This window comes from Pseudomonas sp. M2, from assembly GCF_015751845.1.
In the GTDB taxonomy this organism is placed as follows: domain Bacteria; phylum Pseudomonadota; class Gammaproteobacteria; order Pseudomonadales; family Pseudomonadaceae; genus Aquipseudomonas; species Aquipseudomonas putida_E.
On sequence record NZ_JADOUD010000001.1, the window covers coordinates 515,791 to 530,589 of the forward strand.

Below are 14,799 nucleotides of genomic sequence, written 5' to 3' on the forward strand. Positions count from 1 at the left end.
AGCTGACAGGGCCCATTGTCGTCAGTCGACGATGGGCCTGCGCAAACGCCAGAAACGAAAAAACCCAGCGCCGATATCATCTGCACTGAATCAGGAATGGATGTTTAACGAGAAAATGGCAGGGGCGGCTGGATTCGAACCAACGCATGGCAGGATCAAAACCTGCTGCCTTACCGCTTGGCGACGCCCCTGTATCGGATGCAGCGTTAGCTGCTCTGACCATTCCAACTGAGTGACAACTGGGTTGTTGTCTTGGAATGCGCGGCACTTTAACAACATTCTTTGCACCTGGGAAGCCCCTTGCGCAAAAAAAATGCTTTAAAACAGCAGGTTAGTGTTTTGCGGGCCGTTCACACGCCGCAAAACGACCATCCGTCGCATTTAATCCGCTTGGCTTCAACACAATCGCATCGCGCCCTTCCAATCAGATAAGCCATTTGCATTGACCAAGGAGGATGCCATGCCCGTTTCCCACGACCTGTACCAGGACCTGCACTACCCCCGCGAGATCGTCCAGCAGCGCCGTCAACAGGACAAGACCCTTGACCGAATGCTCGACGAGTACGTCGACATCGACAACCAGGTACTGGCTGCCGAGGCGATTTCAGCAGGTAACTTTCAGGACGACGACCTGCGCCACCTCAAGGAGCGCCGGCTGGCCATCAAGTACATGATCGAGCGTCAGCTGGAACGCAAGGTTTGAGTTATCCGGCCAACTGATAGAAGCCCCGCACTTTTTCTATTGGTTAAAAGGGCCGACCTGGGGCAAGCTGCGCGCTGACCTTCCTGTGCCCAAGGAGCTTAGCTTTTGTCTGCCTGGATCCCCTCCCCCCTGCGCCAACTGGGCCAACGCCTGCGACCCGCCACCTCCAGCCAGAGCGAACTGCTCGCATGGTTCGAAGACAAGGCGCGCAGCCGTGGCTACCAGCTCAGCGCGGGCCAGCGCCGGGTCATCCAGGCCATGGCCGAGCAGCTTGCCCGCTTGCCAGGCGAACCACGCAGCCTTTACTTGTACGGGTCGGTTGGCCGCGGCAAGAGCTGGCTGCTGGACGGTTTCTTCCAGGCAGTGCCGATCGAGGCGAAAAAACGCCTGCACTTCCATGATTTTTTTGCCCGCCTGCACCAGGGCATGCACCGTCACAGGCTGCTGGACGATGCCCTGGGCGCCACGCTGGACGCATTGCTGGGCGACTGCAAGGTGCTGTGTTTCGACGAATTCCATGTGCATGACATCGGTGATGCCATGCTGCTCACCCGCCTGTTCAATGCCTTGTTCGCGCGTGGCATCTTCGTGCTGGTGACTTCGAACTACGCCCCCGAGGGCCTGCTGCCCAACCCGCTGTATCACGAGCGATTCCTGCCGGTGATCCGCCTGATCCATGGCCGCATGGAGGTCCTTGAAGTGGGCGGCGACACAGACTTTCGCAGCCTGCCGGCCAACCGCGAACACCAGCGCTTTACCCAGGGCCACTATGTATGGCCGGGCGATGCGGCCCAGCGCCTTGCGCTGAAGGTGCCGCCCGCGCACCCGCTCACGCTTGAGGTGAACAAACGCAACCTTCGCGCGCTCGCCAGTCACGGCAGGCTGGTGATGTTCGCCTTTGACGACCTGTGCGAGCAGCCCACAGCAGTGATCGATTATCTGCAGCTTGCCCAGCAATATGATGCCTGGATCATCGACGGGCTGGATGACCTCTCGGAGTGCTCATTGGCAGCGCAGCAGCGCTTCGTCAACCTGGTGGATGTGCTGTACGATCAGGACTGCCAGGTGACGGTGATCGGGCAGCGGCGGCTGGAAGAGAGCCTTGGCGGCACCATTGCCGACCTGATGCGCACCCGCAGCCGGCTGGGGCAGTTGCATCAGGTGGGGCCGGAGGACTTCATCGGCTGAACCCTCGCATTCACGCGCTAGCCAGGCCAACCGGTCAGCCTGCCCTGGGCAGATCCGCCAGCACCGCTTCGATCTCTCTGAGCACCGCCGGATCATCCAGTGTCGAGGGCGGCACATACGCCTGGCCATCGGCAATTTTGCGCAGCACCGCCCGCAGGATCTTGCCCGAGCGGGTCTTGGGCAGCCGTTTCACCAAGCGCACCCGGTTGAAGCAGGCCAACGCGCCGATCGCTTCACGCACCCTGCCCACCAAGTCCACCAACAGTTGCGCCTCGGTAATGCCCTCCCCGTCCTTGAGCACTACCAGCGCCAAGGGCACCTGGCCCTTGATCTCGTCATGCACACCGATTACCGCGCATTCGGCCACCGCAGGGTGGCACGCCACCAGGTCCTCCATCTCGCCGGTGGAAAGGCGATGGCCGGAGACGTTGATCACATCATCGGTTCGACCCATGATGTAGACGAAGCCATCGTCATCCAGGTAGCCACCATCACCGGTGTGGTAGTAACCCGGGTAAGTCTGCAGATAAGCCTGCAGGTAGCGCTCATGATCGCCCCACAAGGTCTGGCTGCAACCGGGCGGCAGCGGCAGAGCGATGACGATGGCGCCCTGATGGTTCGGGCCCAGCAAGTGCCCATCGTCATCCAGCACACGCACGTGATAACCCGGCACCGCGCGGTTGCTCGAACCCGGACGCGCCGCGCTGCCCTCCAGCCCCACGCATGGCGCGGTGACTGGCCAGCCGGTCTCGGTCTGCCACCAATGGTCGTGCACCGGCTTGCCGGTAACCCGTTCCAGCCATTGGTGGGTACTGGAATCGAGCTTTTCCCCGGCCAGGAACAACTGGCGCAGCGTACTCAAGTCATGCCGGCGGATCAGCTCGCCATCCGGGTCCTCCTTGCGGATCGCCCGCATGGCGGTCGGTGCACAGAACAAGGCATTGACCCCATACTGCTCGACCACGCGCCAATAGGCCGACGCATCCGGGGTGCGGATCGGCTTGCCTTCGTAGAACACCGTGGTGCAGCCGCTCATCAGTGGCCCATAGACGATCAGCGAATGGCCGACCACCCAGCCCACATCGGAAATACCCCACCACACATCACCGGCCTGCATGCCGTAGATGTGGCGCATGGCATAACAGAGGGCGACCGCGTTGCCACCGTTCTCACGGACGATGCCCTTGGGTTTGCCCGTGGTACCGGAGGTGTACATGATGTAAAGCGGGTCTGCCGACTCCAGCTCGACCGCAGGCACCGGCTCGGCATTTACCAGCGCTTGCTGCCAGTCAAGGTCGCGGTTTGGTTGCAACCGGGCGCGAGCCTGGGGCCGCTGCAGCACCAGCACGTGGCGCGGCTGATGGTGAGCCAGTTGCAGTGCGCGGTCGACCAGCGGCTTGTACTCGATCACCCGATCGAATTCCAGGCCGCAGGACGCCGTCAGCAGCAGCGTTGGCCGCGCATCATCGATACGCAGGGCCAGCTCGTTGGCTGCAAAGCCACCGAACACCACCGAGTGCACCGCACCGATACGCGCGCAGGCGAGCATGGCCATGGCCGCCTGCGGCACCATCGGCATGTAGATGACCACCCCATCGCCTTTGCCCACCCCCAGCTGGCGCAGCAACCCGGCCAGGCGCGCCACCTCGTCACGCAGCTCGTTGTAGGTGAACGCCTGCTGCACACCGGTGACAGGGGAGTCGTAGATCAACGCCATCTGCTCGCCACGGCCCAGCTCGATTTGCCGATCGAGGGCCAGGTAGCAGCTGTTCAGGCGGCCGTCGGCGAACCAGCGATGGGTGCCGTCCGGGTTTTCCTGCAGTGTCAGGGTAGGTTTGCGGTACCAGGCCAGATGTTTGGCCTGGTCGGCCCAGAAGGCAGCAGGGTCGGTAATGGAATGGGCGTAGCTGTGCTGGTAGGTCATGTTGATGGCAACCCGGTACTTGTTGTTATTGAAGGGCGAGCCTTGAGTATGGACCGCCACGCCCCGGCCGCCATGGGACTAAAGTCACAACGCATATGCAGATTTGCAGCGCTGGCGAAAGCGCCCCATAACGGTGCAAAGCCTCTAGAATAGGCAACCCTTCCCGCCACAGAGCAGCCCATGGATATCGAGCAGGCCCGAACGTTTCTGGAAGTCGTACGGTGCGGCAGCCTCGTCGCCGCCGCCGAGCGCCTGTTCGTGTCACAGACCGCCATCACCGCACGCGTGCAGCGCCTCGAGCAGCAACTGGGCTGCCAGCTGTTCGTGCGTAGCCGCAACGGCGCCAGCCTGACCAGTGATGGCGAAGCCTTCGTCAGCTATGCCAACCAGCTGGTGCAGACGTGGGAGGCGGCGCGCCGTGACCTGCCGCTGCCCGAGGGCTGCCAGCAAGTGCTGCACGTAGGGGCAGAAGTGAGCCTGGGCAACCCGATGCTGCTCGACTGGGTCAGCGCCTTGCACTGCGCATTACCCAGCCACGCCATCCGCAGCGAGGTCAGCGACGGTGAGTCCTTGCTGCGCAAGGTAGAGATGGGCCTGCTGGACGCCGCACTGGTCTATCAGCCCACCTACGGCCCGGGCCTGCAGGTAGAGCAGTTGATGGAAGAGAAGCTGATCCGCATACGCCGGGTCGAGCAACCCGACCCGTACATCTACATCGACTGGGGCGAGGCCTTCCGCCGCCAGCACGACGCCGCCCTGCCCGACTGCGCGCGACCGGCGCTGAGCTTCAACCTCGGGCCGCTGGCCCTGCAGTTCATTCTCGACAAAGGCGGCAGCGGCTATTTCCGTACCCGCGTGGTGCAGGCGTATCTGGACAGCGGGGTATTCGAGCGGGTACCGCAAGCCCCGGAGTTCACCTACCCGACCTTCCTTGTCTACCCGCGCAAACGCGACAGCGAGGCCCTGCAACAGGCCTTCGCGGTGCTGCGCCGGCTGGTGGCCTCCGGCGCCAGCGATTGGTCACAACGCTGGGACCCGCTGATCTGAAACGCTGCCAGCGCCACTGAGCAGCTGGCGCTTGAGGCCGGCGATCAGGTCGGTCTGGGTGATCACACCGACCAACTGGTCGCCATCGATCACCGGCAGGCAGTGCAGCCCTTGCTCGCACAGCAGGGGCAGCAGGCGTTGCAATGGGTGCTGGCTGCTGACACTGATGACCTGCCGGCTCATCACCTGCTCCATACGCACGGCCTTGCCCGCGAAAAGCCCCCGCCAACTGAACCGGCCACGTTGCATGGCCGGACCGAGCAGATCGCTAAGGCTGACGATACCCACCAGCTTGCCCTCTTGCAGCACCGGCAGGGTTTTCAGGTGATGACTGGCGAGCATCTTCCAGGCCTGTTCCAGGGTGGTGTCGGGGGCGGCGAACTGCACATCGCGGGACATCACCGAAGCTGCGCTGATCCCGCCCAGGCTGCGCTGCAGGGCATGCTGCTCGGTGGCCAGGATGATGCGCTCCAGTTCATCGCGGGTGACGTCGACGAACTCACCCAACTCTTCCAACGCCTGATCCAGGTCCGCACCACTGACCCCGACCCGCTCGCTGGGCAACGGGTCGTGGGTGTGGTGCTGGTCCTTGCGTGGCGCAGCACCCTTGGGGTAATGCACGCCGGTCAAACGGTTGTAGACCACTGCCACCGTCACCAGAATCAGCGCGTTGAGCAACACGGGCTCCAGCAGGTGGTCGCCCAGCGCCGTCAGCCCTGAATCGGCCAGCACCGCGCTCACCGCAACACCGCCACCCGGCGGGTGCAGGCAGCGCAACAGGCACATCAGCAAAAGCGAGATGCCCAGGGCAGCCGCCGCAACCCACAGGTGGGGGCCGAACCCCTCGCGCATGGCAAGGCCCACTGCGCCCGCCAGCGCATAGCTGCCCAGCACTGGCCAGGGCTGGGCCAACGGCCCGGAATGCACGGCGAACACCAGCACTGCCGAAGCCGCAAGAGGGCCCAGCAGGTGCAAGGCGATACCAGGCCCGTAGGCCATACCGGTCAACCAGCCGGCGAGGAACAAACCGAGCAGCGCGCCGATGCCGGCACGCAGCCATTGTTTTGGAGGAATATTCAGGGGCGACGGCAACAGCCGCTGCAGGCGACTTTCGGAACGCAAGGCAGTCATTCAAGTAATCGTGTTTGTGGTTCTGATCAAAAGAAAGCCCAGCCGAACTGGCCTGGGCCCTAGGGGCTCCGTCCGTGGAGAGATGGAAACCGCAGGGTTTCGTCAGGGGATTGTGCCGCCCAGTGTCGGGCTTGGGCCAATTCAAAAAAATGCGGCTGTACTGCAGTTTTTTTGCAGTGCTGCTGCCGGCGACAGGGCCAGAGAGGGTCAGCGCACCTTGCGCGGTAAATCGATACTCACCCGCAACCCGCCCAAAGGGCTCTGGAGCAAGGCCAAAGACCCACCCCAGGCATCGACGATATCCCGCACGATCCCCAGCCCCAGGCCATGCCCATCCACTTGCTCATCCAGCCGCGAACCGCGCTCCAGCACCTGCTGGCGCTGGCTTTCAGGTATGCCCGGACCGTCATCGTCGACCCACACCTGATAGCCTTCGGTGGTCGGGGCTATGCCCAGGCGCACTTCGCTGTCAGCCCATTTGCAGGCGTTATCCAGCAGGTTGCCAAGCAGCTCCAGGAAGTCCTCCCGGTCCCAAGGCAGCAGTAACCCTGGCGGTACATCGCGCTCGAGCAGCAAGCCTTCGCCATGGATCATGCCCAAGGTGGCGAGCAACCCCGGAAGCTCGGTATCGCAGTCGAATTGAGCGCCAGGCAGCGCATCCCCGGCCAGGCGCGCCCGGTTCAGTTCGCGTGCCAGGCGCTGCTGGATCTGCTCCAGTTGCTCGCGCAGTTGCGCACGCACTTCGGGCAAGCCATTCAGGCGCTCGCTGGACGCCAGGCTCAGCAGCACCGCCAATGGCGTCTTCAATGCATGACCCAGGTTGCCCAACGCGTTGCGCGAACGGCGCAGGCTGTCTTCGGTATGGCTGAGCAGATGATTGATCTGACCTACCAGCGGTGCCAGTTCGCTGGGCACTTGGGCATCGAGCTGCGAGCGCTGGCCTTGCTGCAACTGAGCAATCTGCTGACGCGCCCGCTCCAGCGGGCGCAACGAACGGGTGACGGTGATGCGCTGCAGCACCAGCACCAGGATCAGCGCCACCAGGCCCATCCCCAGGCCGATCTGCTGCAGGCGCCGGAACCCCTCGCGCACAGGCGAGTAATCCTGGGCGACGCTGATCGAAATGTCCTGGCCCAGCCGCCGGTAATCGGCACGCAGCGCAAGCAACTGCTGGCCTTCCGGGCCCAGCTCGTGGCTATCGGAGAGACCGGGCGCGGCCGGTTTCGGCATGTCCAGGTCCCATAAAGAGCGCGAGCGCCAGGTGCCCTTGTCGAAATCGATGCGGAAGTAGTAACCGGAAAACGGCCGTTGATAGGCGGCGGAAATGCGCCGCTCATCCAACTGCAACCCCGAAGGCCCGCGCACCAGCGCCACCAGCAGGTTCTCGCTTTCCTTGCGCAGGCCGTTTTCCAGATAGCGCTGCAAACCGGCCTCGAACAACCACAAGGTAAGCTGCGCAAGCACCACCCCGACCACCACCAATACGGCTACAAGGCCCAGGCTCAAGCGTGCCTGAATCGATTTCACCCGGTGCTCCCGGCGTAGATGTAGCCTTGCCCGCGGCGGGTCTCGATGACACTGCGGCCCAGCTTGCGGCGCAAATGGTTGACGTGCACTTCGAGCACGTTGGAGTCACGCTCGGTTTCACCGTCGTACAAGTGCTCGGCCAGGTGGCTCTTGGAGAGGATCTGTTGAGGGTGCAGCATGAAGTAACGCAACAGGCGGAACTCCGCAGCGGTCAGCTGGATGTCCACCCCCTCGCGGCTCACGCACTGGCGGCTTTCGTCCAGGTGCAACCCGGCGGCTTCAAGACGGGGCTGGTTGGCAAGGCCCTTCGCCCGGCGCAGCAGCGCCTGAATGCGCAACTGCAGCTCTTCAGGGTGGAAGGGCTTGCTCATGTAGTCGTCGGCGCCAGCCTTCAACCCCTCGATGCGCTCGGCCCATGACCCCCGTGCGGTCAGAATCAGCACCGGCGTGGCCAGACCTGCTGCACGCCACTGCGCCAGCACGTCCAGCCCCGGCAACCCCGGCAGGCCGAGGTCCAGAATGATCAAGTCGTAGGGTTCGCTCTGGCCCTGATATACCGCGTCCCGGCCGTCGGCCAGCCAGTCCACGGCGTAGCCCTGGCGCTGCAGGCCGGCAATCAACTCGTCAGCCAGGGGAACGTTGTCCTCGACAAGCAACAGGCGCATTCAGTCGTCTTCCTCGTCTTTGAGCAGGGCACCGGTGCTGGCATCGAGCTTGATCTCGCGCACCACACCTTCCGTGGTCAGCAGCTCGACTTCGTATTCGTAGCGATCATCGTCTTCTTCCAACTCCGCCTCCAACAACCGCGCCCCGGGGTGACGCCCCAGGGCGGTCTCGAGCAGTTGCTCGAGCGGCAGAATCACGCCTTTCTGGCGCAACTGCAGGGCCTCATCCTGATCCAGGTCGCGAGCAACGGCCAAGGAGCAGACGGCCAGCAGCGAGAGCGCCAGGTAGCGCGCCCACCGGGTCAAGTGGATCATCAGCGGTCCTGTTCGTCCTTCAGCACTTCACCGGTCTTGGCGTCCAGGTCAACGTCCCATTCGACGTTCTGGGTGTCACGCATCTCGACCTTGTAGATGTAGCGACCGTATTCGTTTTCCAGCTCCGAATCGGTGACGGTGGCGCCCGGGTGCTTGGCAACGGCAGTGGCCTTGAGCTCATCCAGCGACTTGATGGTCTTGGCATTCACCAGCTTTACCACTTCGTCAGGCTGTACGTCCTTGGCCAGGGCAACGTTGGCACCGAAAGCAAGCGCAGCGGCAGTGAAAATGGCAGTCAGAGTTTTCATCAGGTTCTCTCCATCGAGGTGTGCAATTTGTCTACGGAGTTAAGATTATCCACCAGTCCTTAACTCAACCTGAAAATAGCTGGCGCCATGATAGCGCAGCGCATCAACCAGCGACTCCCTATAATGGCCCTCCTGTGAGTTGCGAGGCCGTCCATGAGCGCCATCCATATCAAGTACCCGGCTCTGACCCTGAAGGCCGGCAAACGTGCCCTGCAGCAGATCCGCGAACGCGGGCTGCAGGCAGCGGACGTCGGTGTGGTGCCAGGCGCCGCTGGCGGGCCCAAGCCGCTGGGGATTCAGGGATTGGACCTGGCGCTGTTTGGCGAGTGGCTGCCATCGGCCCCTCGCCAGCGGGCATTGATTGGCGCATCGATCGGCTCCTGGCGCTTCGCCAGCGCCTGCCTCGATGACCCGATCGCTGGCATCCGCCGCCTCGGTGAACTGTATACCAAACAGGACTTCGCCAAAGGTGTGACCGCAGCCCAGATCAGCCGCAGCTGCCAGCAGATGCTCGACGACCTGCTGCAAGGGCGCGATGGGCAGATCCTGGCAAACCCGTACTACCGCCTGAACATCCTGGTGGTGAAGAGCCACGGCCATCTTGCCCACGACCACCGCGGCCGGTTGGGGATGGGGCTGGGCTCGGTAATCGCCAGCAATCTGCTGGGGCGCTCGCGCCTGGGCCGGCATTTCGAACGGGTCATCCTGCACGATGAGCGTGCCGCCCCGCCGCTGGATCAACTCACAGACTTTCCCTCACGCTACCTGCCACTGGGCCAGGGCAACCTGCGCCACGCCCTGCTCGCGTCCGGCTCGATCCCGATGGTCATGGAAGGCGTGCGCGACATCCCCGGTGCGGGTGCGGGCACCTACCGCGACGGCGGTTTGCTCGACTATCACCTCGACCTGCCATACCGCGGCGACGACCTGGTGCTTTACCCGCATTTCACCGACAAGGTCGTGCCTGGCTGGTTCGACAAGGCGCTGCCATGGCGCAAGGGCGATGCCACGCGCCTGCGCAATGTGCTGTTGGTGACGCCGTCACCGCAGTACCTGGCCGCACTGCCCTTCGGCAAGCTGCCCGACCGCAACGACTTCAAGCTTTTCATGGGCGATGCACCCAGCCGCAAACGCTACTGGTACCAGGCCATTGCCGAAAGCCAGCGGCTGGGTGACGAACTGCTGGAGCTGATCGCCACCGGGCGGCTGCACGAACGCCTGCAAGCCTTGTAGCGACCATGCTGGTAGACTGCGCGCATCTTCGATACACACAGAGTTCTGACCGTGGAAATCTTTAAGGAATTTACCTTCGAATCGGCCCACCGCCTGCCTAACGTCCCGGCCGGGCACAAATGCGGCCGCCTGCATGGCCACTCGTTCAAGGTCGGCCTGCATCTGACCGGCCCGCTTGACCCGCATACCGGCTGGATCCGCGACTTTTCCGAGATCAAGGCGATCTTCAAGCCGATCTACGAGCAGTTGGACCACAACTACCTCAACGATATTCCAGGCCTGGAAAACCCCACCAGCGAGGTCATCGCCAAGTGGATCTGGGAGCAAGTCAAGCCGCTGCTGCCGGAGCTGTCCAAGGTGCGTATTCATGAAACCTGCACCAGCGGCTGCGAATACAGCGGCGATTGACTGGCGCTGCGCTACACGAGCACGGGGTCAAGCCTTGGCAACGAGCGGACGAGGGTGAGGCGGCACACAAGGGTTAGACACCTGCAGGCTGAACTGGCCACGGTCGCCTCGACGGTTGTTGAGGTATGCAACCCGCTCCACCCGTCGCCTCACTTGCCGACCGTCTGCGCTATAGAGCTTCAGGTTCAACAGCACTTGCCCTTCTTGCAACTCCTGTGGATCCAGGCCAGGGATATGCCACAGTGGCGTTCGCCGCCCGGCGGTCAGCTTGTACAGTGCCGTCTCCAGATCGACAGGCGGGTCGGCGGGTAGCACCACGGATGTCCCGAAGGGGTCTCGCAACGCCAGACTGGCGGGGTCGTCCTTGCACACACCGGCATCCGAACGCGCCGGGTAAAAGCCCAGATAACCGTTTCGACTGACGTCGAGCCAGTATTCCAGTGAAGGCCAACGGTCGACATTATTGCCCTCATATGCCGGGCGGATCTCGTAAACGAAGCCTGTTGCAAGTCGATAGACACCAAACCAGAAAACGTCACAAAACGCACGCTTACGAGCCTCGCGACCCCATAGCGAGTCAATCAGGAACGATTGCAACATTTCCTCGCCATAGTCCAGGCTGGTCATCAGCCAACCATCGTCACCGTTCCAGTCATCGAATTCGACCCAGAACGGCCGGGTGATATCATCATCGTCAATCTGGGCGGCCCGCAACGGTGCATCCAGCAATTGCCAGCGGCATGTCGCGGTAAAACTCAGCAGCGGTTCAAAACACAGCTGCGCCATCATCCGTACTCCTTTCGCTCGATAAAAACGCACAGTGGCGCCTTTTCAAGGCAGGGGGCAGGAAGAAGGCTTACCTCAGTTCGGTACGCAGGAACCCCGGCGCGATATAGCGCTGGTAATGCGCCTCGGACAACAAAAAGAATTCGCGGTCGATGGCATCGCGCAACTGCGGCAGCTCCCAGTCCCGAAACTCGGGCAGCAACGCCATCCCGTACGCTTCCAGGTCGCGAATCAGGCGGGCACCGCGTGCAATCAGCTGATACGCCCAACAATACTCAGACTGCTGCTCGACAAAGCGGATGGAGCGCTGCTGCAGCTGCTGACGCAGCAGGTTCGTATCGAACACTTCCAGCTTGGCCATCATCACCTGCACCAGCAACTGTTCCAGGCGCAGCAAAACGGCACGCTTGTGATCGTCGTCGTAAGCGTTCCAGTGGATGACTTCGTGATGGAAACGCTTGCAGCCACGGCACACCGTGTCTCCATACACCGTGGAGCAAAGGCCGACGCAAGGGGTCTTGATGGACTGGTTGGGCATGGAAAAACAACGGCTTGGCGGTGGAACACAGGCCCATGTTAGCCCTTTGTCTAACCAGGGTCACTCGTTAAAGTCATGTTCGCCGCCTTACCTTCTGCGACAATTTGCCGTAGAATCATCCCGCCTTTTCAAGGCAACAATGTCCGTTGGAAGCTGTTTTCAAAGCGTCACGAGCACAGTTGATCCGGTAGAACGGCGTTGGCCCGGGCCATGCACCCCTCGCATGCCCGCGCCAGCCCTCATCAGCCCCCGTTCTGCAGGCGTAAAACTTTGAAAGCAGCTTCTGTAAGGATTCTCTGCGACCCTGGCTGGGCGGCCCAAGAAGCCGTGATGGCGCATGGGTGCAGAGAATGCTGGATGAGCGTCCCGGACTCCCTTTAGGGACCACTGATGAGGGTAATAACTGTGCTTGAAGCCTACCGCAAACACATCGAAGAGCGTGCCGCCCTGGGTATCGTGCCCCAGCCGCTGAACGCCGAACAAACCGCAGGCCTGGTCGAGCTGCTGAAAAACCCGCCGGCCGGCGAAGAAGCCTTCCTCGTAGACCTGATCACCCACCGCGTTCCACCAGGAGTCGACGAAGCTGCCTACGTCAAGGCCGCTTTCCTGTCTGCCGTGGCCAAGGGTGAAGCCAACTCGCCACTGATCGACCGCAAGCACGCCACCGAGCTGCTGGGCACCATGCAGGGCGGCTACAACATCGAAACGCTGGTCGCGCTGCTGGATGACGCCGAACTGGGCGCCGTCGCGGCCGAAAAGCTCAAGCACACCCTGCTGATGTTCGATGCTTTCCACGACGTGGCCGAAAAAGCCAAGGCGGGCAACGCTCACGCCAAGGCCGTGCTGGAATCCTGGGCTGCCGGCGAGTGGTTCACCTCGCGTCCGGCCATCGCCGACAAGTACACCCTGACCGTGTTCAAAGTGCCGGGCGAAACCAACACTGACGACCTGTCCCCTGCCCCGGACGCCTGGTCGCGCCCTGACATCCCGCTGCACGCCCTGGCCATGCTGAAAATGGCCCGCGACGGCATCGAGCCGCAGCAGCCGGGCTCGGTCGGCCCGCTGGCGCAAATCGAAGCGGTCAAGGCCAAAGGCTTCCCGGTCGCCTACGTCGGTGACGTGGTCGGTACCGGTTCTTCGCGCAAATCCGCCACCAACTCGGTGCTGTGGTTCTTCGGCGACGACATCCCGTACGTGCCGAACAAGCGCGCCGGTGGCTTCTGCTTCGGCACCAAGATCGCCCCGATCTTCTACAACACCATGGAAGACGCCGGTGCCCTGCCGATCGAATTCGACTGCACCAACCTGGGCATGGGCGACGTCATCGACGTTTACCCATACAAAGGTGAAGTACGCCGTCACGACAGCGACGAGCTGGTCACCAGCTTCGAGCTGAAAACCGAAGTACTGCTGGATGAAGTCCGCGCTGGCGGCCGTATCCCGCTGATCGTCGGCCGTGGCCTGACCGAAAAAGCCCGTACCGAGCTGGGCCTGGGTGCATCCGACCTGTTCAAGAAGCCAGAGCAGCCTGCCGATTCCGGCAAGGGCTTCACCCTGGCTCAGAAAATGGTCGGCCGTGCCTGCGGCCTGCCCGAAGGCCAGGGCGTGCGCCCAGGTGCTTACTGCGAGCCGAAGATGACCACCGTCGGCTCCCAGGACACCACTGGCCCGATGACCCGCGATGAGCTCAAAGACCTGGCGTGCCTGGGCTTCTCCGCTGACCTGGTGATGCAGTCGTTCTGCCACACCGCGGCCTATCCGAAGCCGATCGACGTCACTACCCACCACACCCTGCCAGACTTCATCCGCACCCGTGGCGGCGTGTCGCTGCGCCCAGGCGACGGCATCATCCACAGCTGGCTGAACCGTATGCTGATGCCTGACACCGTCGGTACCGGTGGTGACTCGCACACCCGTTTCCCGATCGGCATCTCGTTCCCGGCCGGTTCCGGCCTGGTGGCCTTCGCCGCCGCCACCGGCGTCATGCCGCTGGACATGCCAGAGTCGATCCTGGTGCGCTTCAAGGGCAAACTGCAGCCAGGCATCACCCTGCGTGACCTGGTGCATGCCATCCCTTACTACGCCATCCAGCAGGGCCTGCTGACCGTCGAGAAGAAAGGCAAGAAAAACGCCTTCTCCGGCCGCATCCTGGAAATCGAAGGCCTGGACGAACTGACCGTCGAGCAAGCGTTCGAACTGTCCGACGCCTCGGCCGAGCGTTCCGCTGCCGGCTGCACCATCAAGCTGCCGGAAAAGGCCATCGCCGAGTACCTGAAGTCGAACATCACCCTGCTGCGCTGGATGATCGGCGAAGGCTACGGCGATGCCCGCACCCTGGAGCGTCGCGCCCAGGCCATGGAAGCCTGGCTGGCCAAGCCTGAGCTGCTGTCGGCTGACGCCGATGCCGAATACGCCGAAATCATCGAAATCGACCTGGCCGACGTCAAGGAGCCTGTGCTCTGCGCGCCGAACGACCCGGACGACGCCCGCCTGCTGTCGTCGGTACAGGGCGAGAAGATCGACGAAGTGTTCATCGGTTCGTGCATGACCAACATTGGTCACTTCCGCGCTGCCGGCAAGCTGCTGGAGAAGGTCAAGGGCGGTATTCCGACTCGTCTGTGGCTGGCTCCGCCAACCAAGATGGACGCCCACCAGCTGACCGAAGAAGGCTACTACGGCATCTACGGCAAGGCCGGTGCGCGCATGGAAATGCCAGGCTGCTCGCTGTGCATGGGTAACCAGGCACGTGTGCAGACCGGTTCGACCGTGGTCTCCACGTCGACCCGTAACTTCCCGAACCGCCTGGGCGACGCCACCAACGTCTACCTGGCATCGGCCGAGCTGGCTGCTGTCGCATCGATCATCGGCAAGCTGCCGACCGTCGAGGAGTACATGCAGTACGCGAAAGACATCGACAGCATGGCTGCCGACGTCTACCGCTACCTGAGCTTCGACCAGATCGCCGAGTTCCGCGAAGCTGCGGCCAACGCCAAGATCCCGGTTGTCCAAGCGTAATCAGCAGTACG

The 14,799-nt window shown here is 62.7% G+C and carries 14 protein-coding genes and 1 tRNA gene; 6 read left to right on the forward strand and 9 right to left on the reverse strand.

The features are described 5' to 3' along the window. Positions 1 to 116: 116 nt before the first annotated feature. Positions 117 to 191: transfer RNA gene (locus IWW33_RS02560), tRNA-Gln, on the reverse strand. 269 nt (positions 192 to 460) lie between these two features. Here IWW33_RS02560 and IWW33_RS02565 point away from each other — a divergent pair. Continuing rightward, positions 461 to 703 (forward strand): hypothetical protein, encoded by a 243-nt coding sequence (locus tag IWW33_RS02565; RefSeq protein WP_039602799.1) that lies wholly within the window; start codon positions 461 to 463, stop codon positions 701 to 703. Between the two features lie 105 nt (positions 704 to 808). Beyond that, positions 809 to 1,891 carry a cell division protein ZapE gene (zapE, locus tag IWW33_RS02570; RefSeq protein ID WP_174141626.1) on the forward strand — a complete coding sequence of 361 codons (1,083 nt, stop codon included), beginning with the start codon at positions 809 to 811 and terminating at the stop codon, positions 1,889 to 1,891. Between the two features lie 34 nt (positions 1,892 to 1,925). On the opposite strand, the gene IWW33_RS02575 is transcribed toward zapE, so the two are convergent. Next, complete coding sequence (locus IWW33_RS02575; RefSeq protein ID WP_174141754.1) at positions 1,926 to 3,815, reverse strand: propionyl-CoA synthetase; 1,890 nt, start codon at positions 3,813 to 3,815, stop codon at positions 1,926 to 1,928. 180 nt (positions 3,816 to 3,995) lie between these two features. Between IWW33_RS02575 and IWW33_RS02580 the strand changes: the two genes are divergently transcribed. After that, a complete protein-coding gene (locus tag IWW33_RS02580; RefSeq protein WP_039602801.1) occupies positions 3,996 to 4,862 on the forward strand; it encodes a LysR family transcriptional regulator in 867 nt (288 codons plus the stop codon). Here IWW33_RS02580 and IWW33_RS02585 read toward each other — a convergent pair. The 5 genes from IWW33_RS02585 to IWW33_RS02605 all read right to left on the reverse strand — a co-directional run bounded on the left by IWW33_RS02585 (position 4,836) and on the right by IWW33_RS02605 (position 8,808). After that, positions 4,836 to 5,993: an HPP family protein gene (locus IWW33_RS02585; protein WP_119688618.1), complete on the reverse strand. Its 1,158-nt coding sequence runs from the start codon at positions 5,991 to 5,993 to the stop codon at positions 4,836 to 4,838. The genes IWW33_RS02580 and IWW33_RS02585 overlap by 27 nt on opposite strands. A 207-nt stretch (positions 5,994 to 6,200) precedes the next feature. Further along, positions 6,201 to 7,520 (reverse strand): sensor histidine kinase, encoded by a 1,320-nt coding sequence (locus IWW33_RS02590; RefSeq protein WP_174141625.1) that lies wholly within the window; start codon positions 7,518 to 7,520, stop codon positions 6,201 to 6,203. Next, entirely contained in the window at positions 7,517 to 8,185 is a 669-nt protein-coding gene (locus IWW33_RS02595) for a response regulator transcription factor (protein WP_115275350.1), read from the reverse strand. Before IWW33_RS02595 ends, IWW33_RS02590 begins: the two co-directional genes overlap by 4 nt. Further along, positions 8,186 to 8,500, reverse strand: coding sequence for a PepSY domain-containing protein (locus tag IWW33_RS02600; RefSeq protein ID WP_115275351.1), 315 nt, complete (start codon positions 8,498 to 8,500; stop codon positions 8,186 to 8,188). It lies immediately after the preceding gene. After that, complete coding sequence (locus tag IWW33_RS02605) at positions 8,500 to 8,808, reverse strand: PepSY domain-containing protein (RefSeq protein WP_012313686.1); 309 nt, start codon at positions 8,806 to 8,808, stop codon at positions 8,500 to 8,502. The genes IWW33_RS02600 and IWW33_RS02605 overlap by 1 nt, the downstream gene beginning before the upstream one ends. A 153-nt stretch (positions 8,809 to 8,961) precedes the next feature. Here IWW33_RS02605 and IWW33_RS02610 point away from each other — a divergent pair, with 153 nt between their 5' ends. Both IWW33_RS02610 and queD read left to right on the forward strand, forming a co-directional pair. After that, the gene (locus tag IWW33_RS02610) at positions 8,962 to 10,041 is read left to right on the forward strand and encodes a patatin-like phospholipase family protein (protein WP_174141624.1); all 1,080 of its coding nucleotides are present in this window, start codon (positions 8,962 to 8,964) and stop codon (positions 10,039 to 10,041) included. A 51-nt stretch (positions 10,042 to 10,092) separates the two neighbouring features. Further along, positions 10,093 to 10,449 carry a 6-carboxytetrahydropterin synthase QueD gene (queD, locus tag IWW33_RS02615; protein WP_012313684.1) on the forward strand — a complete coding sequence of 119 codons (357 nt, stop codon included), beginning with the start codon at positions 10,093 to 10,095 and terminating at the stop codon, positions 10,447 to 10,449. Positions 10,450 to 10,476: 27 nt separating this feature from the next. On the opposite strand, the gene IWW33_RS02620 is transcribed toward queD, so the two are convergent. Further along, positions 10,477 to 11,238: a hypothetical protein gene (locus tag IWW33_RS02620; RefSeq protein ID WP_174141623.1), complete on the reverse strand. Its 762-nt coding sequence runs from the start codon at positions 11,236 to 11,238 to the stop codon at positions 10,477 to 10,479. 67 nt (positions 11,239 to 11,305) lie between these two features. Next, the gene (locus IWW33_RS02625) at positions 11,306 to 11,773 is read right to left on the reverse strand and encodes a DUF1289 domain-containing protein (RefSeq protein WP_046787307.1); all 468 of its coding nucleotides are present in this window, start codon (positions 11,771 to 11,773) and stop codon (positions 11,306 to 11,308) included. Positions 11,774 to 12,178: 405 nt separating this feature from the next. Between IWW33_RS02625 and acnB the strand changes: the two genes are divergently transcribed. After that, a complete protein-coding gene (gene acnB, locus IWW33_RS02630; protein WP_046787308.1) occupies positions 12,179 to 14,788 on the forward strand; it encodes a bifunctional aconitate hydratase 2/2-methylisocitrate dehydratase in 2,610 nt (869 codons plus the stop codon). Positions 14,789 to 14,799 lie beyond the last annotated feature (11 nt).